Raw genomic sequence first — 23,183 nt, 5'->3', positions numbered from 1 at the left:
GTGCTAGGCCGCGATGGCAGTGGCTTTCAGCGGGCGGCGTTGGCGTCGGCGACGGTCAGTGCCGTCATGTTGACGATGCGTCGCACGGTGGCCGAGGGCGTCAGGATGTGCACCGGCTGGGCGGCGCCCAGCAGCACCGGACCGATGGCGATGCCGCCGCCCGCGGCCGTCTTCAGCAGGTTGTAGCTGATGTTGGCCGCGTCGATGTTGGGCAGCACCAGCAGGTTGGCCTCCCCCTTGAGGGAGCTGCGCGGCATCAGCTCGGCGCGGTAGGCGGCGTCCAGCGCGGCGTCGCCGTGCATCTCGCCGTCGATCTCCAGCCAGGGGGCCTGTTGCTGCACCAGGGCCAGCGTGTCGCGCATCTTCACCGCCGAGGGCTGGTTGCTGCTGCCGAAGCTGCTGTGCGAGAGCAGGGCGGCCTTGGGTTGCAGGCCGAAGCGCCGGATCTCTTCGGCGGCCAGGATCGTGATCTCGGCCAGTTGTTCGGCGGTCGGGTCGTAGTTGACGTGGGTGTCCACCAGGAAGATCTGCCGGTCGGGCAGCACCAGCCCGTTCATGCAGGCGAAGTTCTTGACCCCGGCACGCCGGCCGATGACCGACTCGATGTGGGCCAGGTGCATCGCGGTGGTGCCCCAGGTGCCGCAGATCATGCCGTCCACCTCGCCCTTGTGCAGCAGCATGCTGGAGATGAGCGTCAGGCGACGGCGCATCTCGATCTTGGCGAGTTGCTCGGTCACGCCCTTGCGCTCCATCATCTGGTGGTAGGTCTGCCAGAAGTCGCGGTAGCGGCGGTCGTCGTCGATGTTGACGATCTCGTAGTCGCGCCCTTCCTCCAGGCGCAGGCCCAGCTTCTCCACCCGGGCCCGGATGATGCTCGCGCGGCCCACCAGCACCGGGCGGGCCAGGCCCTCGTCGGCCACCACCTGCACCGCGCGCAGCACGCGGCGGTCCTCGCCCTCGGCATAGGCCACGCGCTTGGCCTTGGCCTTCTTGGCCACCGAGAAGATGGGCTTCATCATCGTGCCGGAGGCGTAGACGAAGCTCTGCAGCTTGTCGCGGTAGGCCACCATGTCGGCGATCGGCCGGGTGGCCACGCCGGAGGCCATCGCCGCCTCGGCCACCGCCGGGGCGATCTGGATCATCAGCCGCGGGTCGAAGGGCTTGGGGATCAGGTATTCCGGCCCGAAGGACAGGTTGGCGCCGGCATAGGCCGAGGCCACCACATCGCTCTGCTCGGCCCGGGCCAGCTCGGCGATGGCCCGCACCGCCGCGACCTCCATCTCGTCATTGATGGTGCTGGCGCCGCAGTCCAGTGCACCGCGGAAGATGTAGGGGAAGCACAGGACGTTGTTGACCTGGTTCGGATAGTCGGTGCGGCCGGTGGCCATGATGGCGTCGTCGCGCACCGCCTTCACCTCCTCGGGCATGATCTCCGGCGTCGGGTTGGCCAGCGCGAAGATCAGCGGCGTGGCGGCCATCGTGGCCACCATGTCGGCCTTGAGCACGCCGCCGGCCGACAGGCCCAGGAAGATGTCTGCGCCCGCGATGGCCTCGCGCAGGCTGCGCTGCGCGGTCTTCTGGGCGAACAGCGCCTTGTCCGGGTCCATCAACTCGGTGCGGCCTTCGTAGACCACGCCGGCCAGGTCGGTCACCCAGATGTTCTCGCGCGGCAGACCCAGCTTGACCAGCAGGTTCAGGCAGGCCAGCGCGGCCGCGCCGGCACCCGAGGACACCAGCTTGACCTGCTTGATGTCCTTGCCCACCACCTTCAGGCCGTTGAGCAGGGCCGCGCCCACCACGATGGCGGTGCCGTGCTGGTCGTCGTGGAACACGGGGATGGACAGGCGCTCGCGCAGCTTGCGCTCGACGTAGAAGCAGTCCGGCGCCTTGATGTCTTCCAGGTTGATGCCGCCGAAGGTGGGCTCCAGCGCGGCGATCACGTCGACCAGCTTGTCCAGGTCGTTCTCGGCCACCTCCAGGTCGAAGACGTCGATGCCGGCGAACTTCTTGAACAGCACGCCCTTGCCTTCCATCACCGGCTTGGAGGCCAGCGGGCCGATGTTGCCCAGGCCCAGCACCGCGGTGCCGTTGGACACCACGGCCACCAGGTTGCCGCGGCTGGTGTAGCGGAAGGCGTTGGCCGGGTCTTCGACGATCTCCTCGCAGGCCGCGGCCACGCCGGGCGAATAGGCCAGGGCCAGGTCGCGCTGGTTGATCAGCTGCTTGGTCGCGCTGATGGCCACCTTGCCCGGGGTCGGAAACTCGTGGTACTCCAGCGCGGCACGGCGGAGTTGGGCTTGGCGTTCTTCAGCGTTGGACATCGCGGGTTCCTCGTGTGGACGGCCTGGAGGGTCAGCTTGCGCTGACACCGGGATCTCGGATTGTAGAAGGCTGTGCCGACATGCGAAAAGCCGGCCGTCCTGCCGCATCTCTGTCCCGCACCGAGTATTGCCCCGCCCTTCGCGACGCGGGCCGGGCACAGACCCGCAAGCCGCCCACTGCCACAATCCGGCCCATGGCCCTGGGTGAATTCGAGCTGATCGACCGTTTCTTCCGCCGTCCCGTGCGGCGCGCCGCGCTGGGCGTGGGTGACGACTGCGCCCTGCTGAACATCCGGCCCGGCATGCAACTGGCCGTTTCCACCGACCTGCTGGTGGAGGGGCGCCATTTTCTGTCCACTGTCGATCCGGCCCGCCTGGGCCACAAGGCGCTGGCGGTGAACCTGAGCGACCTGGCGGCCTGCGGCGCCGAGCCGCTGGCCTTCACGCTGAGCCTGTCCCTGCCGCGGCCCGACGAACGCTTCCTGGCGCCCTTCGCCGAAGGCTTGCTGGCGCTGGCCGACCGCCACGGCATCGAGCTGGTGGGCGGCGACACCACTGCCGGCCCGCTGACCCTGGGCATCACCGTGATGGGCGAAGTGCCGCCGGGCCAGGCCCTGCGCCGCAGTGGCGCCCAGGCCGGCGATGTGCTGTGGGTCAGCGGCTTTCCCGGCGAGGCGCGGCTGGCGCTGGAGGTCTTCCGCGGCACGCTCTCGCTCTCGGAGGACGACTTCCACGCTGCCCGCCGCGCGATGGAGCTGCCCGAGCCGCGCGTGGCCCTGGGCCTGGCGCTGCGCGGCCTGGCCACGGCGGCCATCGACGTCAGCGACGGCCTGCTGGGCGACCTGGGCCATGTGCTGCGGGCCTCCGGCGTGGGGGCCACGCTGCGCCTGGCGGACTTCCCGCGCCGGCCGCTGCTGGCGCGCCAGCCGCTGGCGGTGCAGCGCATGGCCCTGCTGACCGGCGGCGACGACTACGAGTTGCTGTTCACCGCGCCCGAGGCCGCTGGCCCGGCCGTGCAGGCCGCCGCCGCCCAGGCCGGCGTGCCGGTGCAGGCCATCGGCCGCATCAGCGCCACCCCCGGCCTGCAGGCCTTCGACGAGGCCGGCGCGCCGCTGGACCTGGCCGGCTGGGCCGCCTTCGACCACTTCAAGTCATGAGCCCGCAAGACCCCCTCGACACGGTGTCCGACGCCCGCGTCCTCACCGAAACCACCCGCCCCGGCTTCGAATCCGCCGCGGCCGCCCAGCCGCCGCTGCGTCCGGGCCTCTGGCTGCTGTGGCGCTCGCCCCTGCACTGGGTCTCGCTGGCGATGGGCAGCGGCCTGTCGCCGGTGGCGCCCGGCACGGTGGGCACGCTGTGGGCCTGGGGGGCCTGGCGCGTGCTGGATCCCTGGCTGAACACGGCCGGCTGGGCGGTGGTCCTCGTGGCCGGCTTCTTCGTCGGCTGGTGGGCCTGCACCGCCACCGCCCGCGCGCTGCGCGTGGCGGATCCGTCCTGCGTGGTTTGGGACGAGGTGCTGGCCTTTTGGCTCATCCTCTGGATCGTCACGCCCGCCGGCTGGGCCCTGCAGTTGGCGGCCTTCGTGCTGTTCCGCCTGTTCGACGCGGTCAAGGTCGGCCCGGTGGGTTGGGCGGACCGCCTCTTCAAGGCCGCGCCCGGCCAGCCCCCGGGCTGGGCTCAGGGCTTCGGCATCGTCTTCGACGATCTGGTGGCGGCGCTGTGCACCCTGCTGGTCATGGCCCTGTGGCTGGCCTGAGGGGACGCGCGTGGACCACGACGACACCTTGCTGAACGGCGCCGCCACCCTGCAGGCGTCACTGGAGCCGCTGGGCAACGCCCTGCGGGGCCGCGGCTGGCGCCTGGCCACAGCCGAGAGCTGCACCGGCGGCCTGATCGCCGCGCTGTGCACCAGCGTGGCTGGCTCCAGCGACTGGTTTGACCGCGGCTTCGTGACCTACAGCAACGCGGCCAAGAGCGCCCAGCTGGGCGTGCCCGCGCCGCTGATCGAGGCGCATGGGGCCGTCAGCCAGCCGGTGGCCGAGGCCATGGCCCTGGGGGCCCTGGCCCACAGCGAGGCCCAGCTGGCGCTGGCCGTCACCGGCATTGCCGGGCCGGGCGGAGCGGTGCCGGGCAAGCCGGTGGGCACGGTGTGGCTGGCCTGGGCCTGTCGCCAGCCCGAAGGCACGCCCGAGGCGCACAGCCGGCTGCTCACCCTGCCCGGCGACCGCACCGCGGTGCGCTCGGCCACGGTGGCCGCGGCCCTGCAGGCCGCGCAACAGCTGCTGCAGGCGCTGTCCCGGCCCTGAGGCCGCGCAAGCCGCTAAGCCGCGCTGGCCGCGTCGATCAGAAGTCGCCGCGCAGACCCAGGCCCAGGTTGTGCACCTTGGCCGAGCCGCCGTGCCAGACGGCGCGGCTGCCGAGCAGGCCCAGGGTGACATGCAGGCGGCCCGTCACCGCATAGTCCGCGCCGAGGCCGTAATAGCCTTCCTTCTTCGACTTCTCGTCGGAGCCCGGGCTGGTGCCGGTGATGGTGCGACGTGAGGTCACGTCCATCATGCCCAGGCGGAAGTCCAGCCCCCAGTCCGGGTTGATGGGCAGGGCCGAGGCAATGCCCAGCGTGGGGCCACCGGCCCGGATCTGCTGGCGCTGCTTGTCGTTGCGCACGGTGTCGTCACCGAAGGACGCATAGCCCCCTTCCACCGAAATGCCGTGGCCCAACTCGTAGCCCAGTGCGGCGTCGTAGCCGGTGCCGCTGCTGTCGCAGCTGTGACCGGACGGACAACTGGCATGGAAGTGGCCCGTGCCGGCGTCGGCGGCCAGGTAGAGGTGGGCCTGGGACAGGCCGGGCAGCAGGGCGCAGGACAGGGGCAGGGACCAGAGCAGGGACCGGAACAGCATGGCGGGCACAGGGCAGACAGCGGACCCGCGATTCTCCGGAGCGTCTCGGCGCATCACAAGCCTGGAGCTTGCTGCAGGCTTGCAGCGCCAACCCACCGGGCCAGTGCCGTTCAGCGGCACAACTGCTCGTACAGGGCTTCGGCCGGCAGGGCCCAGTCGGCGTCGTCGGCCACGGCCTGCCGCAGGAAATCGGCCTGCGCGGGGGACCAGACCGGGGCCTCGGCCAGCGCACAGCCCTGGGCCAGGGGCCGGTGGCGTTCGAGCCAGGCCTCGATCTCGGCCGGCGCGGCCGGCAGGCCCAGCTGCTTGAACAGTTCAGTCAAGGGGTGAAAGGGGGTGTCCATGGCGGCCTCCGCTGCGTTCGATCAGTCCATGAGATTCAGATAGTGCCGCACGGGGGGCGGTTCCGCACCCTGGTGGAAGCGATGAACCTGCGACTGCAGCCGGGCGTCCTCCTGGGTGCGGCGGTGGTGCTGGCGGCGGTGTTCGTCCCAGGACGGGACGAGGAACCACTCCAGCACCGTGCCGGGTGCGGCGCTGTCCTCGGCCACGCCCCAGCGGAAGGCGCCGCCCTGGCGCCGGCTGCGGCCCAGGGCGGCCAGGGCCTGCAGGAAGGCGGCCCGTTCGGCGGGCTGCACCCGGTACTCCACCTGCACCAGCACCGGGCCGGCAGGGGCGGTGGGATGGGCCAGCGCCGGTTCGGGCCAGGGGGCGGCTGGCGCCAGGTCCGCGTCGGAGGCCGGCAGCGGCCCCAGCCGCCACAGGCCCCCGGTGGCCAGCAACAGGGCCGCTCCGCTCCAGGCCAGCACCGTGGCCGGGCTGTGCCCGTGGGCGGCGGCGCCCCAGGCCAGGCTGCCCAGGGCCAGGGCGCCGTTGAAGACGGTCAGGTACAGCGCCAGGCCGCGGCCGCGCACCCAGTCGGGCAGCTCGGCCTGGGTGCCGCTGCTCAAGCTGGTCAGCACCGCGATCCAGCCCCAGCCCAGCAGCCACAGCAGCGGGGCGGCCAGCAGGGCGGTGGGCGCCACGCTCAGGCCCACCACGGTGGCGCCGGTCAGCGCCATGGCGGCGAGCAGCAGGCCGTTGGCCCCCAGCCGGGCGCGCAGCCGTGGCATCAGCAGGGCGCAGCAGACGGCGCCCACGCCCACCGCGCCCAGCAGCAGGCCATAGAGGCCTGCGCCGCCGTGCCAGCGCTCGCGCACCAGCAGCGGCAGCAGGGTCCAGATGGCGCTGGCCAGGCCGAAGTACAGGCCGGCCAGCCCCAGCAGGCGCCGCAGCCCGGGGCTGGCCAGGGCAAAGCGCAGCCCGGCGGCCAGCGCGCTGCCGAAGGGCTCGCTGCCCAGGGGCTGTTCGGGCGCGGTGCGGCGCCAGCGCTGCAGGGCCGCCAGCACCGCCAGGCTGCTCAGCACATGCACGCCGTAGGCCGCCACCGCGCCCGCCACGGCCACCAGCAAGCCGCCCAGGGCCGGGCCGATCGAGCGCGAGACGTTCAGGGCCAGGGAGTTCAGCGCCACCGCCTCGCGCAGCAGCGGCCGCCCCACCAGCTCGGGCACGATGGCCTGCCAGGCCGGCGCCATCAGCGCTGCGCCGGCCCCGCCCAGAAAGCTCAGGGCCACCAGGCTGGTCAGCCCCAGGTCCTGGCGCCAGGCCAGGCCCAGCAGGGCCAGGGTCACCACGGCCAGAAAGAGCTGCACGGCCATCAGCAGGCGGCGGCGGTCCAGGGTGTCGGACAGCACGCCGGCCGGGATGGCCAGCAGGCAGATGGGCAGGGTGGCGGCGGCCTGCACCGCGGCCACGGCCACCGCGCCGCCGCCCAGGTCGGTGGCCAGCCAGGCGCTGGCCACGTCCCGCACGAAGGTGCCCACATTGCCCAGGATGGTGGCCACCCAGAGCAGGCGGAACACCGGCACCTTCAGCGGGCCCAGCGCGTTCCCCGCGGCGGGCGCGCGGCCCGGCGTCTCCATCACGGCCCCTGGCGGTGGCGCAGGCTGGCCAGCGCCACCATCCCCCAGGCCCCGGCCAGGCCCAGGTGTTCCATGAAGGCATTGAGCAGCGGGGGCCGGCTGTCGGCCGGCACGCTCCAGAAGGGGTTGGCGATGACGCTGGCGGCCAGGGTGAAGGCCCCCAGCGCCAGCGCGGCGGGGGCGCGCTGCCAGCCGGTGAGCACCGCCAGCGACGCGACCAGCTCGAAGACGATCACCGCCAGGGCCATGGGGCCGGCCGGCTGCAGGCCGAAGTGGGCCATCTCCGCGGTGGCGGCCGACAGGTCCCAGGCCTTGCTCAGCCCCCCTTGCAGATAGGCCGCGCACAGGGCCAGCAGGCCCAGCCAGCGCAGCGGGCCGAGCCAGGCGGGCTCGGACAGGGTGGCGGGGGTGGCGGTGTTCACAGGGCCCAGCATGCGCATCCCAAGGCTCCCCAGAACGAAGTGAGGTCATCGGCCGGGATGGTGCCGGCCCAGGCTTGCGCATGGGCGTGCCCATGCACCTGACAGGCGCTGGCGCAGCCGCAGGCCGCGGCCGCCCGGCGCATGGCCGCCTGCAGCGGCGGGGCGCCGCCCCCGGCCCCTTCGCGGCCCCAGGCGCCGTAGCCGCCGAAGCGCCGCACCGGCGACCAGTCCGGCATGGGCGGCGGCGGTGGCGCCTCGTCCAGCGGGGCGAACTCGCCCGCCGCCCAGACCACCCGGCCACCCACCAGGGTCAGCAGGGCGCTGGTGTCGGCGATGTCGCTTTCCGGGCAGCCGAAGAAATCGCGGTCGGGCACCACCAGGTCGGCCAGCTGGCCGGCCTGGATGCGGCCCTTGACGCCGACCTCGTTGGAGAACCAGGTCACGTTCTCGGTCCACATGCGCAGCGCGGTCTCGCGGTCCAGGCAGTGGCGCTGCGGGGTGAGCTGCAGGCCGCCGACCGTCTTGCCGGTGATCAGCCAGGACAGCGAGACCCAGGGGTTGTAGCTGGCCACCCGGGTGGCGTCGGTGCCGGCCGAGACGTGCAGACCCTTTTCCAGCATGCGGGCCACCGGCGGCGTGGCCTCGGCGGCGCGGGCGCCGTAGCGCTCGACGAAGTACTCGCCCTGGTAGGCCATGCGGTGCTGCACCGCCACGCCGCCGCCCAGCGCGGCGATGCGGTCCATCGAGCGCTCGGAGATGGTCTCGGCGTGGTCGAAGAACCAGTTCAGCCCGTCCAGCGGCACCTCGCGGTGCACCTTCTCGAACACGTCCAGCGCCCGGCTGATGGTCTCGTCGTAGGTGGCGTGCATGCGCCAGGGCCAGCGGTTCTGGGCCAGGATGTGCACCACCTCCTCCAGGTCCTGCTCCATGCGCTCGGGCATGTCTGGGCGGGGCTGGCGGAAGTCCTCGAAATCGGCCGCCGAGAAGACCAGCATCTCGCCGGCGCCGTTGTGGCGGAAGTACTCGTCGCCCTGCTTGTACTTGACCGCGCCGGCCCAGTTCAGGAAGTCCTGCTTCTCCTGCCCGGCCTTCTGGGTGAAGAGGTTGTAGGCCAGGCGGATCGTCAGCTGTCCGGCGTCGGCCAGCTGCTGGATGATCTGGTAGTCCTCGGGGTAGTTCTGAAAGCCGCCGCCGGCGTCGATGGCGCAGGTCACGCCCAGGCGGTTGAGCTCGCGCATGAAGTGGCGCGTGCTGTTGAGCTGGTACTCCGGCGGCAGGCGCGGGCCCTTGGCCAGCGTGGCGTAGAGGATGGCGGCATTGGGCTTGGCCAGCAGCAGGCCGGTGGGGTGGCCGGCGCTGTCGCGCACGATCTCGCCGCCGGGGGGCGCCGGGGTGTCGCGGTCATAGCCCACCACCCGCAGCGCGGCGGCGTTGAGCAGGGCGCGGTCGTAGAGGTGCAGGATGAAGACCGGCGTGTCGGGCGCGACCGCGTTGATCTCCTCCAGCGTGGGCAGGCGCTTCTCGGCGAACTGGTGTTCGGTGAAGCCGCCCACCACCCGCACCCATTGCGGGGCCGGGGTGACGGCGACCTGGGCCTTGAGCATGGCCATCGCATCGGCCAGGCTGCGCACGCCGTCCCAGCGCAGCTCCAGGTTGTAGTTCAACCCGCCGCGGATGATGTGCAGGTGGTTGTCGATCAGGCCCGGCAGCACCGTGCGGCCGCGCAGGTCGATCAGCCGCGTGGCGGGGCCGGCCAGGGCCAGGATCTCGGCGTCACTGCCGACGTGGGTGAAGCGGCCCTCGCGCACTGCCACCGCGCTGGCCTGGGGGCGGGCCCGGTCCAGCGTGGTGAAGCGGCCGTGGTGGAGGATCAGCTCGGGAAGCTGGGATTCAGTCATCGGGGGTCTCCTGGCGGGCCAAGGTGACAGGGGGCGTCGGCTCGGACGGGTCGCAGCCGGGCAGCGCCCCGAACATATGGGGTCGGACCTGCTGCTGCAACCAGCTCACCCCGGGCGGGCGGGACATCAGGTGCCGCACCAGGGGCGGAATCTGCTCGCCCGCCAGGATGCCCAGCAGGCCGACCAGGGCGATCACCGGCGGGGCCGGCGAGCGCACATTGAGCAGGGCGTAGATCACGCCGACAAGCAGGCCGGCCGCGGCCGACAGAAGGTAGGGCTTCATGGCCGGCCTCCGGGGTTCAGCCCTCGTGGGCGCCGAACATGGTCTTGGCGTAGTTGATGCCGATGCCGTAGGCGCCGCCCACCTTCCTGGCGATGCCGGTGGTCAGCTCGTAGGTCTCGCCGCGGGCCCAGTCGCGCTGCAGCTCCAGCAGGTACTGCAGGGAGGTCATGGGCTGGGCGCCGGCCTGCACCATGCGGTCCATCGCGCGCTGGTGGGCCTCGGCGGAGACATCGCCGCAGGCGTCGGCGATGACGTAGACCTCGAAGCCCTGGTCCAGGGCCGACAAGGCCGGGCCGACGATGCACACCCCGGTCCACAGGCCGGCCAGCACGATGCGCTGCTTGCCGATGCGGTTCACCTCGGCGATCACCGCCGTGTCCTCCCAAGTGTTCATCGAGGTGCGGTCCAGCATCTTCTGGCCCGGGAAGGGGGCGGTGATCTCGTCGAACATGGGGCCGGAGAAGCTCTTCTCCGCCACCGTGGTGAGGATGGTGGAGACACCGAAGCCCGAGGCGGCCTGGGCGATCAGCGAGGCGTTGGTGCGCAGCTCGATGGCCGAGATCGAGTGCGTGGCAAAGGCCATCTGCGACTGGAAGTCGATCAGGATCAGCGTGTGGTCGCTGGGCTTGAGCAGCTTGGCGCCGGGGGCGGCAATGGCGGTGGGGGTCATGGTCGGTCCTTTCGGAGGCAAGGGAGGGGTCTCAGCCCTGGATGAAGGCGAGCAGGTCTGCGTTGAGCTGGGCGGCGTTGACCGTCAACATGCCGTGCGACAGGCCGGGATAGACCTTGAGCGTGCCGTGCTTGAGCAGCTTGATGGCCTTGAGCGCGGCGTCGTGGATGGGCACGACCTGGTCGTCGTCGCCGTGCATCACCAGCGTGGGCAGGGTGATGGCCTTCAGGTCTTCCGTCTGATCGGTCTCCGAGAAGGCCTTGATGCCGTCGTAGTGGGCCTTGGCGCTGCCCATCATCCCCTGGCGCCACCAGTTGTCGATGACGCCCGGCAGCGGGGTGACGCCGGGGCGGTTGAAGCCGTAGAAGGGGCCGGCGGGCACGTCGTGGAAGAACTGCGCGCGGTTGTCGGCCACGCCCTTGCGGAAGCCGTCGAACACCTCCATCGGCAGGCCCTCGGGGTTGGACGCGGTCTTGAGCATGATGGGCGGCACGGCGGCCACCAGCACGGCCTTGGCCACGCGGCCAGCCGGCTGGCCATGCTTTGCCACATAGCGAGCCACCTCGCCGCCGCCGGTGCTGTGGCCGATGTGCACGGCGTTGCGCAGGTTCAGGTGCTCGGCCACCGCGAAGGCGTCGGCCGCGTAGTGGTCCATGTCATGGCCTTCGCTGACCTGGGCCGAGCGGCCATGGCCGCGGCGGTCGTGCGCCACCACGCGGAAGCCGCGCTGGACGAAGAACAGCATCTGCGCGTCCCAGTCGTCGCTGCACAGGGGCCAGCCGTGGTGGAAGACGATGGGCTGGGCGTTCTTGGGGCCCCAGTCCTTGTAGAAGATCTGGGTGCCGTCGGCGGTGGTGACGAAGTTCATGGGGGCTCCGGGGTGAGGGTGGGCGGGATGGGCGGCCGGCGGCGTGCCGGCCGCGCCGGCCGTCAGAGGCCAGGCCGCGGCCAGGCCGGCGGCCAGCGCGAACTGGCCACTGCGCAGCAGGGCCTCTCGGCGCTGCGGGTCGCTGGGGTCGGGTGTGGTGGTGGGGGGCATGGCGGTTGCCTGAGGGGCAGGCCGGTGTGTGGGTGGGAGCCCCATGCTAGGAACGCCCCGCCCCGGCCGACAGCCGCCGATGGGAGAGCAGGGCCTCTCCCATCGGAGCTAGCTCCGACGGCCGGGGCGGCCTCCATAATCCCGTCATCCCTTGCAGCCCAGGGCTGTGCCGTCGTCCGCCGCCCGCCCACCGCCGATGCCCGTCCGCCTGCTCTGGCCGCTGCTCCTGACCCTTGTGCTGGCCTGGCCGGCCACCCCGGCCCGGGCCCTGGCGTTGGACCGCCGGATTGACCAGTTCCACCACACCGCCTGGATCGCCCGCGACGGCGCACCCACCGAGATCTCGGCCATCGCCCAGACGGCGGACGGCTTTCTCTGGCTGGGCACGGCCGCCGGGCTCTACCGCTTCGACGGTCTGCAGTTCGAGCGGGTGGACCTCTTTCCCCACGGCGGCGGCCTGGGGCTGTCGCAGAACATCGCCTCGCTGACCGTGGGCCCCGACGGTGCCTTGTGGATCGGCTTTCGCCTGGGCGGGGTGATGCGGCTGGCGGACGGCGACGTGGCCAGCGCCCGCTGGTACGGGCTGGAGCAGGGGCTGCCGGTGGGCACGGTGTTCAACGTGCAACCCGAGCGGCAAGGCCAGGTCTGGGCTGGCACGAGCCGCGGCCTGTTCCTGCTGCGCGGGAACCGCTGGGTGCTGCAGGGCGAGGCCGTGGGCCTGGGCGAGCGTTTCGTGGACACCATGGCCCTGGACCCCGATGGCGCGCTGTGGGTGAGCGGGCCGGGCCACCGCTGGTACGTTCGCGCGCCCGGGGCCGACCGTTTTGCCGTCGTCCCGGCGCTGGACGGCATGAAGCAGCGGGTCCACAGGAAGGCGGCCGGGCTCTGGGTGTGGGACGGACAGGACCGGTTGCACCCCCAGCAGGGTGGCAGCCGTGGCTGGGCCCTGGGGGTGGCCAGTGGCGGCCTGCTGGTGGACCGGGACGGTGCCTTCTGGATCACCACCAACCGCGGCCTGCTGCGCGGCGTGTCCCCCCCGGGGGGCGGGCTGCCGGAGGACCTGCAGCGTTTTGGACGGCAGGATGGTCTCAGTGCCGACCGCGTGCAGGCCTCCTACGAAGACCGCGACGGCACCCTCTGGTTTGGCACCGTCAACGGGCTGGATCGCTTCCGCCCTGCGCTGGCCGTGGTCGCGCCGCTGCCCCAGGGGCCCGACATCGGTGCCCTGGCGCCACTGCCGGACGGCTCCCTGCTGGTGGGCTCCCTGGGCCAGCCGCCAGCCCGTCTGACGACCGATGGGCCCCCCCAGCCCCTGCCAGGCGCCCAGGCCCTGGTTCAGCAGGATGGCACCATGGTCGGTGTGGCCTTCCGCGACGATGACGGCACGGCCTGGCTGGGTGGCATCCCCGACCTCTGGCACTGGGCCCAGGGGCGTGTGACGCTGCTGGCCGCGCCGACCGACCTGCCGCCCCGGCGGCCGGTGCAGACGCTGGGCCGCGATGCCCAGGGCCAGCTGTGGGCGGCCTGGGTCGGTTTCGGGCTGCGGCGCTGGAACGGCCAGGGCTGGGACGCGCCGGCCCCCACCGCGCGCCGCAACGGCATCCCCGAGATCGTGATGACCGTGGTGCGTGACCCGCAGGGCGGCTTCTGGCGCGGCCTGGCCTCCGGCGAGGTGGTGCGCCGCCTGGCGGGCGAGGAGCGGGTCTTCGACCGGGGCGATGGCCTGGACCTGGGCATCGTCCTGTGCCTGCAGCCCTGGGGGCAGGCGATGTGGATCGGCGGCGAGCGTGGGGTGGTCCTGTGGGACCAGGGCCGCTTCACCGCGTTGCGCCTGGCCGAGGGGCCCGAGCCGCGGACCGTGTCGGGCATCGTGCAGGACGCGGCCGGCAACCTGTGGCTCAACGGCGAGGCCGGGCTCTGGCGCGTCGCGGCGGCCGATGTGCAGGCCTGGCGCCGCGATCCGGCGTGGCATCCACCGGCGATCCGGTTGGACTGGCGCGACGGCGTACTGGGCCCCTCGCCGCAGATCCGCCAACTGCCCTCGGCCGTGCTGGACACCGCCGGGCGGCTCTGGTTCAGCCGCAACAGCGGCGTCTACTGGCTGGATCCGGCGGCGGCGTTGTTCGCACCGGTCCATCCGCCGCAGGTCCGGCTCACCAGCCTGGTGGCGGACGGCCACGAACTGTCGGGCTCGCCCGCGCCCACCGAGCTGGCGGCCGGCACCGGCCAGCTGCGCATCAGCTACACCGCCCCGCTGCCGGGGCGGCCGGAGCGCATCCGCTTCCGGCACCGTCTGCTGGGGCTGGACGCCACCTGGCAGGAGGACGGGGACCGCCGCCAGGCGGTGTACACCCGCCTGCCGCCCGGGGCCTATGTGTTCGAGCTGCAGGCCCTGGAGCCGGGGCAGTGGCAGACGCCGATCAGCCGCTGGACCTTTCGCGTGCAGCCGGCCTGGTACCAGACCCGGACCTTCCAGGGTGTGCTGCTGCTGCTGGCGCTGGCCGCGGGCTGGGGCGTGTACCGCTGGCGCCTGCTCGCCCACGGCCGTCGCGTGCAGGAGCGGGCGGAGGTCCGCCTGGCCGAGCGGGAACGCATCGCCCGCGAGTTGCACGACCACCTGCTGCAGGGGGCCATGGGCCTGACCCTGCAGGTCCAGGCTGGCATGGAGGAGATGCCGCCGGGGCATCCGGCGCGGGCTCGGCTGGAACGCGCCCTGGCGCAGGCCGACGCCCTGCTGGCGCAGACCCGTGACCAGGTCCAGGCCCTGCGGATCCACCAGCTGGATGAGAACCTGGGCACGCTGCTGCTGCAGCAGGCGCTGGCGCTGCGAGGCGACCGGTCCGAGCCCGCCATCGAGCTGGTGCAGACGGGCGAGGCCCGCGCGCTGTGCCCGGAGGCGGTGACGGAGCTGCTGATGTTGGCCCGCGAGGCCGTGCAGAACGCCCTGCGGCATGCCCGGGCCCGGCGCGTCGTGCTGCAGCTGGCGCACCGGCCCGATGGCTTGCTCCTGACGGTGAGCGACGATGGCCGGGGCATGCCGGCCGATCCGTCGCCTGCGCCGGGGCATTGGGGCATGCGGGGCATGCGCGAGCGTGCCGCCCAGCTGGGGGCTCGCCTGAGCTGGGAGCCGGTGCCGGACGGTGGCACCCGCGTGGTGCTGTGGGTGCCCGCGCAGCAGGCCTACGGTGAGGAGGGCGGCACCGGGGCGACACCGGGCCGCGCCCTCTGGCGCCGGCTCACAGGCGGATGAGCCCGCGCTGCAGCGCGATCACCACCGCATGCGTGCGGTCGCGGGCCCCGAGCTTTGACAGGATGGTCTTGACCCGCGCCTTGATGGTCTCTTCCGACAGGGACAGCAGCTCGCCGATCTCGCGGTTGGACAGGCCCTGGGCCACCTGTCGCAGCACCTCGGCCTCGCGCTCGGTGAGCTTCTCGTCGGTCGCATGCGTGGCGATCTCGATCGCCACCTCGCTGGGGATCCAGCGGCCACCGCCATGGACGGCGCGGATGGCGTCGATCAGGCAGGTGCGCAGCGCGCTCTTGAGCAGGTAGCCGGCGGCCCCGGCCTTGAGGGCCTGCCAGGCCCGGGCGTCGGCCTTGTAGGTGGTCAGCACGATGATGCGGGCCTGCGGCGCCTCCTCCCGGATCTGCTGGAGCGCCGAGAGGCCGTCCAGGCTGGGCATCTGCAGGTCCATCAGCGTCACGTCGGGCTGCAGCTGTCGGAAGAGTTCCACACCCCTGCTGCCGTTCTCGGCTTCGCCGACCACCGCCATGCCCGTCTGCCGCCCGATCACCGCGGCAATGCCCTCCCGCATCAGGGGATGGTCATCGACCGTGAGGACCTGGATCGGGGCGGGAGAGCTGGGCAAGGCGCAGGGATGGGCAGGGGCGAAGCCCGGATTGAACCACCTTCGCTTGAGGGAAATCAATCGCGCGCGTGTGGCCATCCCAGGGAACCCTGACCCTCTTTCGGGTTGCGCGGCCACCCCCGCCCGGGGCTGTCCCCCTGCAGCGCCTGGCGGCACCATGCGCTGGCCCACAAGGCCCAGGGAGCACAACACGATGGAACGACCCCCACCCCAGGCGCTGGTCAGCCATGCCAGCCCCTTGCTGAGCGCCGGCATTGCGGCCGCGGTGACGCCGTGCTGCGAGGTGGTGGCCTGCGCGCGCACCGAGCTGGGATCGGTGCTGGCCCGCCAGCGCTTTGCGCTGGTGATCAGCGGCCACGCGGAGGCGCTGGAGTGGCTGTCGCAGGCGCAGGGGCTGCGCTGGCTGGTGGTGGGCGAGGCCGACCACCGCGGCGATGCCGTGCGCCAGGCCCTGGCCGCCGGGGCCCTGGGCTACCTGGACATGCAGTGCAGTGTGGAAGAACTGCAGCGCGCGGCGATGGCCGTGGCGGCGGGGCGGCGCTACCTGTGCAGCCGCGCCGCCAGCGTCGTGGCCGACACCTTGGGGCAGGTGCCGCTGACTCCGCGCGAACGCGAGGTGCTGTGCCTGCTGTGCCAGGGCCTGGACAACAAGTCCATCGCCCTGCGGCTGGACCTGGCCTGCGGCACCGTCAAGACCCATGTGAAGGCCTTGCTGCAGAAGCTGGGCGCGCGCAGCCGCACCCAGGCCGTGGCCGAGGCCCACCGGCTGGGCCTGATCGACATGCGTTGCGGGGCCTCGGCCGCGCAGCGAGCCCCTCGGCCGACCGGCCTTGCCGACGGGGTCAGGCCTTCAGCGTGAGCGGCGCCGGCGCGGGCTGGCCGCGCCGGGACGGTTGGGCCACCGCGTCGAGGGTCATCAGCACCAGGCGGCGCAGGCCGTCCCAGGCGTCGTCCGGCCAGTCCGGGTGGCGCAGGCCCTTGACCAGGCCGTCGCAGACGCTGGCCGCGGCCACCAGGGCCTGGGCCTTGGCGCCGTCCAGCCCGGGCAGCACCCGCTCGAACAGGCGTTCCTTCTCGCCCCAGACCCGGGCCTCGCGCAGGGCCATCGGCAGGGGCTTGCCTTCGTCCATGGCGGCCCGCACCCGGGCCAGGGCGCGGATATCGTCGGCCAGGGTCCAGTGCACCAGCACGGCGGCCTCGCCCTCGGCCTTCAGGCCGTCGAGCATGCGCAGGGCGCGGCCGGCCTGGCCGGCCAGCACCGCGGTGCCCAGCTTGAAGACGTCGAAGCGGGCCACGTCCAGCACCGCCTCCTCGATCTGCTCGAAGCTCAGCTCACCGGCCGGGTAGAGCAGGGCCAGCTTCTGCAGCTCCTGGTGGGCGGCCAGCAGATTGCCCTCCACCCGGTCGGCAAAAAAGGCCAGGGCCTGCTGGCCGGCCTCGCCCGCGGGCAGCCGCTGGCCCTGGGCCGCCAGGCGCTGGGCGATCCAGGCGGGCAGCTGGTGGCGCTCGATGGGGTCCACCCGCACGCTCACGCCCACCCGCTCCAGGGCCTGGAACCAGGCCCCCTGCAGCTGCTGGCGGTCCAGCCGCGGCAGGTGCACCAGGGTCAGCACGCCTTCGGGCAGGATGTCGCAGTACTGCTGCAGGGCGGCCGAGCCGTCCTTGCCCGGCTTGCCCGAGGGGATGCGGATCTCGATGAGCTTCTGGTCGCCGAACAGTCCCATGGACTGGGCTGCGCCCAGCACGCCGCTCCAGTCGAAGTGGGCGCCGCTGACGGTGAAGACCTCGCGCTCGCTGTAGCCGGCCGCACGGGCGGCCGCGCGCACCGCGTCGCCGGCCTCCTGGGCCAGCAGCGGCTCGTCACCGTGGACGACGTACAGCGGCTTGAGCCCACGGGCAAGCTGCTGCGGCAGCTGGTCGGACCGGACCTGCATCGGCGCGCGGCGTCAGGGGGCAGAGGCCGCCGAAGCGGCGGACGCGGCATCGGCCGCCGGCAGGGGCGGCAGCGGCTTGTGCGCCGCCACCACCAGCATGCGCAGCACCTGCTGGGCCAGGTCGCCGCGCATCTCCTGCAGCAAGGCCTCTTCCTCGGCCTGCTTGGACAGCGCGGCCGACTCGGTGTAACTCAGATCGCGCTCGCGGTGCAGCTCGGTGTCGTTCAGCAGGATGCGGCCGTCGGGCCGGCTCAGGCGGAACTTCAGCTGCGCCCGCAGGCGGAACTCACGCACCTGGCCGGCGGTGGTCGAGGCGGCGACGATGCGGTAGGTGCGGTCGTCCACGGCGGTCAGCACCACCTCGGCCCGGGCCGTGCTTTGCACCACCTCGGCCGACGAGGGCAGCGCAGCACGCAGCGCGGCCTCCATCGGCGAGCGGTTCTCGAAGCCCACCAGCGCGATGCGGGTGTAGGGCAGCTCGGGCGGGCGGCGCAGCTCGAAGCCGCAGCCACCCAGGGGCAGGGCCAACGGCGCAGCCAGCAGGCCCAGGAGCCAGCTGCGGCGGGTGGATTGGGGCAAGGTCACAGGATCTGCCTCAGACCACCACATTGACCAGGCGGCCCGGCACCACCACCACCTTCTTGGGCGGCTTGCCTTCGGTGAACTTCTGCAGTTCCGGGTCGGCCAGGGCGGCCACGGCGGCGGCCTCGATGGCGGCCTTGTCGGCCGAGGCCGGCACCTTCACCGCGCCGCGCAGCTTGCCGTTGATCTGCAGCACCAGCTCAATCTCGTCCTGCACCAGCGCGGCCTCGTCCACCTGCGGCCAGGGCGCGTCCAGCAGGTCGCCCAGCACGGCGGCGTAGCCCAGGGTGGTCCACAGGCCGTGGGTGATGTGCGGGCAGGCGGGGTAGAGGGCGCGCAGCAGCACCGAGTAGCCTTCGCGCATCACGGCGGTGTCACCGGCCGAGCCTTCGGGCTTGAAGCCTTCGAGCGCGTTGAGCAGCTTCATGCAGCCCGACACCACGGTGTTGTACTGCATGCGCTCGTAGTCGGCCGAGACCTGCTTGAGCACCAGGTGCACCTCGCGGCGCAGGGCCTTGGCCGGGGCCGACAGGGTGGCGAAATCGCTGCCGCCGGCCTTCAGCAGCGCGGTGTGCTTGGCCGCGAAGCCCCAGACCCGCTTGAGGAAGCGGTGCGCGCCTTCCACGGCGGCGTCGTTCCACTCCAGCGTCTGCTCGGGCGGGCTGGCGAACATCACGAAGAGGCGCGCGGTGTCGGCGCCATAGGTGTTGATCAGGTCCTGCGGGTCCACGCCGTTGTTCTTGGACTTGGACATCGTGCCGATGCCCTGGTAGTCGATCGGCGTGCCGGCCGGCAGCTCGCCCTTGGCGTCCTTCAGCTGGGCGCCGATGACCTTGCCGCCGGCGTCCAGCACGTTCTCCACCTCGTGCGGCCAGAAGTACTCGATGCCACCCTTGTCGGTGCGGCGCGAGTAGATGTGGTTGAGCACCATGCCCTGGGTGAGCAGCTTGGTGAAGGGCTCGCTGACCTCCACCAGCTTCAGGTCGCGCATCACCTTGGTCCAGAAGCGCGCGTACAGCAGGTGCAGGATTGCGTGCTCGATGCCGCCGATGTACTGGTCCATCGGCATCCAGTACTTGGCGCCGCCGGCCACCATCGCGTCCGGGTTGGTCGGGTCGCAATAGCGCATGAAGTACCAGGACGAATCGATGAAGGTGTCCATCGTGTCCGTCTCGCGCCGGGCCGGCTTGCCGCAGCAGGGGCAGGGCACGTTCAGGAAGGACGCGCACTTGTTCAGCGGGTTGCCGCTGCCGTCGGGGATCAGGTCCTCCGGCAGCACCACCGGCAGGTCCTTCTCGGGCACCGGCACGGCGCCGCAATCGTCGCAGTGGATGATGGGGATGGGCGTGCCCCAGTAGCGCTGGCGGCTGATGCCCCAGTCGCGCAGGCGCCAGGTGGTCTTCTTCTCGCCCAGGCCCTTGGCACCGAGCAGTTCGGCTACCTTGGTGACGGCCTGGCTTGGACTCAACCCGTCGAGAACACCCGAGTTCATGCAGCGCATAAAGGCATCACTCTTCCAGCCGTACCACTCTTGCCAGTCGCCTCGAGGGTTCAGCTCGACCTCATCCGGCCGAACAGCCCGCTCAATTGGGAAGACACGCCGGATAACTTGCTTGATGTCGATGCCGTACTTCTGCGCAAAGGCGAAGTCGCGTTCGTCGTGTGCCGGCACGCCCATCACCGCGCCGTCGCCGTAGCTCATCAGCACGTAGTTGCCGACCCAGACCTCGACCTGGGCGCCGGTCAGCGGGTGGGTGACGAACAGGCCGGTCGGGCGGCCTTCCTTTTCCTTCAGGGCCAGCTCGGCCTCGGTCGTGCCGCCCTTCTTGCATTCCTCGATGAAGGCGGCCAGCTCGGCGTTGCCGGCGGCGGCATGGGTGGCCAGCGGGTGCTCCGGCGCCACGGCGCAGAAGGTCACGCCCATGATGGTGTCGGCGCGGGTGGTGAAGACGTAGAGCTTGCCGTCCTGGATCAGCGCGCCGTCGGCGCCCTGGATCTCATGCGGGAAGGCGAAGCGCACGCCCTCGCTCTTGCCGATCCAGTTCTCCTGCATCAGGCGCACGCGCTCGGGCCAGCCGCTGAGGTAGTTCGGGTCCTCGGGGTTGGCCACCGCGCTCAGCAGCTCGTCGGCGTACTGGACGATGTTCAGGTAGTAGCCGGGGATCTCGCGCTTCTCGACCGGCGCGCCCGAGCGCCAGCCCTTGCCGTCGATCACCTGCTCGTTGGCCAGCACGGTCTGGTCCACCGGGTCCCAGTTGACGACCTGGGTGCGGCGCTCGGCGATGCCGGCCTTGAGCATCTGCAGGAACAGCCACTGGTTCCACTTGTAGTAGCTGGGCTGGCAGGTGGCGATCTCGCGCGACCAGTCGATGGCCAGGCCCATGGCCTGCATCTGGCCCTTCATGTAGGCGATGTTCGAGTAGGTCCACTGCGCCGGCGGCGTCTTGCCCTTCATGGCGGCGTTCTCGGCCGGCAGGCCGAAGGCGTCCCAGCCCATGGGCATCAGCACGTTGAAGCCCTTCATCCGCAGCTGACGGGTCAGCATGTCGTTGATGGTGTAGTTGCGCACGTGGCCCATGTGCAGCTTGCCCGAGGGGTAGGGCAGCATGGAGCAGGCGTAGAACTTGGGCTTGAGCTGGCCCTGGCTGTCGCGCGCGTCCTCGGTGACGCGGTAGGCATCCAGCGCGTTCCAGTGCGCTTGGGCGGCGGTTTCGACCTCGGCGGGGACGTATTTCTCGTTCATCCCCGGATTGTAGGAGCCGCGCAGGCTCCGGCGTCAGGGGCCGGCCGGGGCGGGCGGCGGGCTGCCGCTGGTCACGAAGCCGATGCGCGAGAGGCCGGCCGTCTGCAGCAGGCCGATCAGCTCGGCCACCCGGCCGTAGGGCACCGTCTGGTCGGCCCGCAGCTGCACCTCGGTCTGCGGGTTGCGCTGGGCCGCGGTCTTGGCCTGGGTGCCCAGCTCGGCGGCGGCGATCTTCTGGTCCTGCAGGTAGAGCTGGCCGCTGGGGTCGATGGCCACCGACAGCACGGCCGGGCTGTCGTTGGGTGCGCCGCCCTCGGCCTTGGGCAGGTTCAGGCGCAGGCTGCTGGCCATCAGCGGGGCGGTGATGATGAAGATCACCAGCAGCACCAGCATCACGTCGATCAGCGGCGTCATGTTGATGTCGCTCATCGGCTTGGGGGGGGTGATGCGCTCCAGCCGTCCGAAGGCCATGGGCGGGCTCCGTTCAGTCGGCGCGGCGCAGCGCCAGGTCCAGCAGGTCCTGGGCAAAGCCCTCGAGCTCGGCCTCGCACTGGCCCAGCCACTTGCTGAACAGGTTGTAGGCCAGCACCGCGGGGATGGCCACGGCCAGGCCCGAGGCGGTCATGATCAGGCTCTCGCCCACCGGGCCGGCCACCTTGTCGATGGACAGCGCGCCCGCGTCCGAGATGCCCAGCAGGGCGTGGTAGATGCCCCAGACGGTGCCGAACAGGCCGATGAAGGGCGCGGTGGCGCCGACGGAAGCCAGGAAGACCTGGCCCCGCTGCAGCCGGCCCAGCACGCCGTGCAGGGCGTCGCGCAGCCGGCGGGTGAACTGGGCCTGGGCGCTGCCGGCCTCTTCCAGCGTGCCGCGGGTGACGGGCTGGGCCGCGGCCTCGGCCAGCGGGACCAGCAGCTGTTCCGGGTCCAGGCTGCGCAGGCGCTCCTGGCCGCCGGCCAGGTCGGGCGCCTGCCAGAAGGCGTGGGCGGCGCTGTCCAGGCCGCGCTGGGCCCGACGCAGCAGCCAGCCCTTCCACAGGATCACCACCCAGGTGCCCACGGACATGGCCAGCAGCAGCAGCGCCACGCTGCGGCCCACGGCGTCGCTCTGCGACCAGAAATCCTGCAGACCGTTCATGGCGCTCAGAGGCCCAGCACGTCGTTCATCGTGAACAGGCCGGCACCCTGTCCGGCCAGGAAGCGCGCGGCGCGCAGGCTGCCCTGCGCGTAGGTGACGCGGCTGCTGCTCTTGTGGGTGATTTCGATGCGCTCGCCGATGCCGGCATACAGCACGGTGTGGTCGCCCACGATGTCGCCGCCGCGCACGGTGGCAAAACCGATGGTGGAGGGGTCGCGTTCGCCGGTCACGCCTTCACGGCCGTACACGGCGCAGGCCTTGAGGTCGCGGCCCAGGGCCTGAGCCACCACCTCGCCCATGGCCAGCGCGGTGCCGCTGGGGGCATCCACCTTGTGGCGGTGGTGGGCTTCGATGATCTCGATGTCATAGCCCTGGTTGAGCGCGCGGCTGGCCATGTCCAGCAGGCGCATCACCACGTTCACGCCCACGCTCATGTTGGGCGACATCACGATGCCGATGTCGCGCGCGGCGGCGGCGATCTCGGCCTTCTGCAGCTCGGTGAAGCCGGTGGTGCCGATGACCATGCGCACGCCCTTGGCACGGCAGCGGGCCAGGTGGGCCAGCGTGCCCTCCGGGCGGGTGAAGTCGATCAGCACATCGGCCTGGGCCAGGCCCTGGTCCAGATCGTCGGTGATGGCCACGCCGCTGGCCACGCCCAGCCAGCCGGTGGCGTCCAGGCCGATGGAGGGATTTTCGGCCCGGTCCAGGGCGCCGGCCAGAACGCAGTCCGGGGCGGCCTGCACGGCCTCGATCAGCATGCGGCCCATGCGGCCGCTCGCACCGGCAATCGCGATGCGCAGGGGGGAGGCGACAGGGTTCACGGGTTCTCCAGCGGGGGATAGCTGCGGTTGACCCCTTGAGGCGCGGTGTCGGTCGGCGTCGGCGCCTTGGGCACCGGCAGCGCGGCACGCTCCTCGTCGGTGAGCGTCAGCTTGCGCTCGGGCAGCGGCTGGCTGCGCAGGCGGGTGATGGACGCGACGAACTCGTCCTCGGTCGGCAGTTCAGGGGCGTCGATGGATTTCACCGTGTCGCCGTCGAACCAGATCACGACCGAGCGCTTTTGCGGGTCCGTGCCCTGGCGCTTGATGGTGAAGACGTAGTCCCAGCGCTCGGCATGGAAGGGGTCGGCCAACAGGGGCGAGCCCAGGGCGTCACGCACATCGTTGCGCGAGCTGCCGGCATGGACCTGGGCCAGCATCTCCTTGGTCACCACGTTGCCTTGCACCACCTCGACCTTGTAGGGCGTGATGACGCTGGTGATGCCCTCGCTCATGGTGCGGGAAATCAGGGAGCAGCCGCTCAGCGGGCCGGCGGCCAGCGGCAGGGCGAGTGCGACAATCCGGAAAGACAAGGGCATTACAGCGGGCCGCGTGGCGGCTGGGCAGGGGCGCGGGGCCGGAACAACCCCAGGCGTTCGCGGGAGCGCCG

The 23,183-nt window shown here is 71.9% G+C and carries 22 protein-coding genes; 5 read left to right on the top strand and 17 right to left on the bottom strand.

From position 1 onward, the window contains the following. Positions 1-26 precede the first annotated feature (26 nt). Positions 27-2,321, bottom strand: a complete 2,295-nt coding sequence (locus M0L44_RS16530; RefSeq protein WP_252770906.1) for an NADP-dependent malic enzyme — start codon at positions 2,319-2,321, stop codon at positions 27-29. Positions 2,322-2,515: 194 nt separating this feature from the next. Between M0L44_RS16530 and thiL the strand changes: the two genes are divergently transcribed. From thiL to M0L44_RS16515, 3 genes are read left to right on the top strand one after another with little or no spacing between them, the layout of a single operon-like run. Further along, positions 2,516-3,478 (top strand): thiamine-phosphate kinase, encoded by a 963-nt coding sequence (gene thiL / locus M0L44_RS16525; protein WP_252770905.1) that lies wholly within the window; start codon positions 2,516-2,518, stop codon positions 3,476-3,478. Next, entirely contained in the window at positions 3,475-4,077 is a 603-nt protein-coding gene (locus M0L44_RS16520; RefSeq protein WP_252770904.1) for a phosphatidylglycerophosphatase A family protein, read from the top strand. Before thiL ends, M0L44_RS16520 begins: the two co-directional genes overlap by 4 nt. A 10-nt stretch (positions 4,078-4,087) precedes the next feature. Beyond that, positions 4,088-4,627 (top strand): CinA family protein, encoded by a 540-nt coding sequence (locus M0L44_RS16515; protein WP_435526435.1) that lies wholly within the window; start codon positions 4,088-4,090, stop codon positions 4,625-4,627. 37 nt (positions 4,628-4,664) lie between these two features. Here M0L44_RS16515 and M0L44_RS16510 read toward each other — a convergent pair whose 3' ends face one another. From M0L44_RS16510 to M0L44_RS16475, 8 genes are all read right to left on the bottom strand, one after another. After that, positions 4,665-5,219, bottom strand: coding sequence for an outer membrane beta-barrel protein (locus M0L44_RS16510; protein ID WP_252770903.1), 555 nt, complete (start codon positions 5,217-5,219; stop codon positions 4,665-4,667). Between the two features lie 110 nt (positions 5,220-5,329). Beyond that, the gene (locus M0L44_RS16505) at positions 5,330-5,563 is read right to left on the bottom strand and encodes a DUF2789 family protein (RefSeq protein WP_252770902.1); all 234 of its coding nucleotides are present in this window, start codon (positions 5,561-5,563) and stop codon (positions 5,330-5,332) included. Between the two features lie 21 nt (positions 5,564-5,584). Next, positions 5,585-7,180, bottom strand: a complete 1,596-nt coding sequence (locus M0L44_RS16500) for an MFS transporter (RefSeq protein WP_252770901.1) — start codon at positions 7,178-7,180, stop codon at positions 5,585-5,587. Further along, on the bottom strand, positions 7,180-7,620 hold the full coding sequence (locus tag M0L44_RS16495) for a DoxX family protein (RefSeq protein ID WP_435526434.1): 441 nt from the start codon (positions 7,618-7,620) through the stop codon (positions 7,180-7,182). Before M0L44_RS16495 ends, M0L44_RS16500 begins: the two co-directional genes overlap by 1 nt. Further along, positions 7,599-9,500: an amidohydrolase gene (locus M0L44_RS16490; protein ID WP_252770899.1), complete on the bottom strand. Its 1,902-nt coding sequence runs from the start codon at positions 9,498-9,500 to the stop codon at positions 7,599-7,601. Before M0L44_RS16490 ends, M0L44_RS16495 begins: the two co-directional genes overlap by 22 nt. After that, the gene (locus tag M0L44_RS16485; RefSeq protein WP_252770898.1) at positions 9,493-9,783 is read right to left on the bottom strand and encodes a XapX domain-containing protein; all 291 of its coding nucleotides are present in this window, start codon (positions 9,781-9,783) and stop codon (positions 9,493-9,495) included. Before M0L44_RS16485 ends, M0L44_RS16490 begins: the two co-directional genes overlap by 8 nt. 16 nt (positions 9,784-9,799) lie before the next feature. Beyond that, a complete protein-coding gene (locus M0L44_RS16480) occupies positions 9,800-10,453 on the bottom strand; it encodes a hydrolase (RefSeq protein ID WP_252770897.1) in 654 nt (217 codons plus the stop codon). A gap of 31 nt (positions 10,454-10,484) precedes the next feature. Then, the gene (locus M0L44_RS16475; protein ID WP_252770980.1) at positions 10,485-11,321 is read right to left on the bottom strand and encodes an alpha/beta fold hydrolase; all 837 of its coding nucleotides are present in this window, start codon (positions 11,319-11,321) and stop codon (positions 10,485-10,487) included. A 367-nt stretch (positions 11,322-11,688) separates the two neighbouring features. On the opposite strand from M0L44_RS16475, the gene M0L44_RS22130 reads away from it, so the two are divergent. Beyond that, a complete protein-coding gene (locus M0L44_RS22130) occupies positions 11,689-14,742 on the top strand; it encodes a sensor histidine kinase (protein ID WP_290429064.1) in 3,054 nt (1,017 codons plus the stop codon). Here the strand turns inward: M0L44_RS22130 and M0L44_RS16460 are convergent. Beyond that, entirely contained in the window at positions 14,729-15,361 is a 633-nt protein-coding gene (locus M0L44_RS16460; RefSeq protein ID WP_252770896.1) for a response regulator, read from the bottom strand. The two genes, M0L44_RS22130 and M0L44_RS16460, sit on opposite strands and share 14 nt — an antisense overlap. A 193-nt stretch (positions 15,362-15,554) precedes the next feature. Between M0L44_RS16460 and M0L44_RS16455 the strand changes: the two genes are divergently transcribed. After that, the gene (locus tag M0L44_RS16455; RefSeq protein WP_252770895.1) at positions 15,555-16,220 is read left to right on the top strand and encodes a response regulator transcription factor; all 666 of its coding nucleotides are present in this window, start codon (positions 15,555-15,557) and stop codon (positions 16,218-16,220) included. On the opposite strand, the gene holA is transcribed toward M0L44_RS16455, so the two are convergent. The 7 genes from holA to M0L44_RS16420 are packed head-to-tail and all read right to left on the bottom strand — an operon-like array spanning position 16,204 to position 23,028. Continuing rightward, a complete protein-coding gene (holA, locus tag M0L44_RS16450; RefSeq protein WP_252770894.1) occupies positions 16,204-17,295 on the bottom strand; it encodes a DNA polymerase III subunit delta in 1,092 nt (363 codons plus the stop codon). The genes M0L44_RS16455 and holA overlap by 17 nt on opposite strands. A 12-nt stretch (positions 17,296-17,307) precedes the next feature. Then, on the bottom strand, positions 17,308-17,874 hold the full coding sequence (locus tag M0L44_RS16445) for an LPS-assembly lipoprotein LptE (RefSeq protein WP_252770893.1): 567 nt from the start codon (positions 17,872-17,874) through the stop codon (positions 17,308-17,310). Between the two features lie 16 nt (positions 17,875-17,890). Next, a complete protein-coding gene (gene leuS, locus M0L44_RS16440; protein ID WP_252770892.1) occupies positions 17,891-20,620 on the bottom strand; it encodes a leucine--tRNA ligase in 2,730 nt (909 codons plus the stop codon). Between the two features lie 33 nt (positions 20,621-20,653). Then, the gene (locus M0L44_RS16435; RefSeq protein WP_252770891.1) at positions 20,654-21,091 is read right to left on the bottom strand and encodes an ExbD/TolR family protein; all 438 of its coding nucleotides are present in this window, start codon (positions 21,089-21,091) and stop codon (positions 20,654-20,656) included. A gap of 13 nt (positions 21,092-21,104) precedes the next feature. After that, positions 21,105-21,755, bottom strand: a complete 651-nt coding sequence (locus tag M0L44_RS16430; protein ID WP_252770890.1) for a MotA/TolQ/ExbB proton channel family protein — start codon at positions 21,753-21,755, stop codon at positions 21,105-21,107. Between the two features lie 5 nt (positions 21,756-21,760). Then, positions 21,761-22,576, bottom strand: a complete 816-nt coding sequence (gene dapB / locus M0L44_RS16425; RefSeq protein ID WP_354004138.1) for a 4-hydroxy-tetrahydrodipicolinate reductase — start codon at positions 22,574-22,576, stop codon at positions 21,761-21,763. Then, on the bottom strand, positions 22,573-23,028 hold the full coding sequence (locus tag M0L44_RS16420; protein WP_252770889.1) for an outer membrane protein assembly factor BamE: 456 nt from the start codon (positions 23,026-23,028) through the stop codon (positions 22,573-22,575). The genes dapB and M0L44_RS16420 overlap by 4 nt, the downstream gene beginning before the upstream one ends. Positions 23,029-23,183 lie beyond the last annotated feature (155 nt).

It is taken from the genome of Ideonella oryzae, assembly GCF_024055665.1.
Taxonomy (GTDB): Bacteria; Pseudomonadota; Gammaproteobacteria; order Burkholderiales; family Burkholderiaceae_C; genus Ideonella; species Ideonella oryzae.
This window is presented reverse-complemented; position numbering and strand designations above follow the sequence as displayed.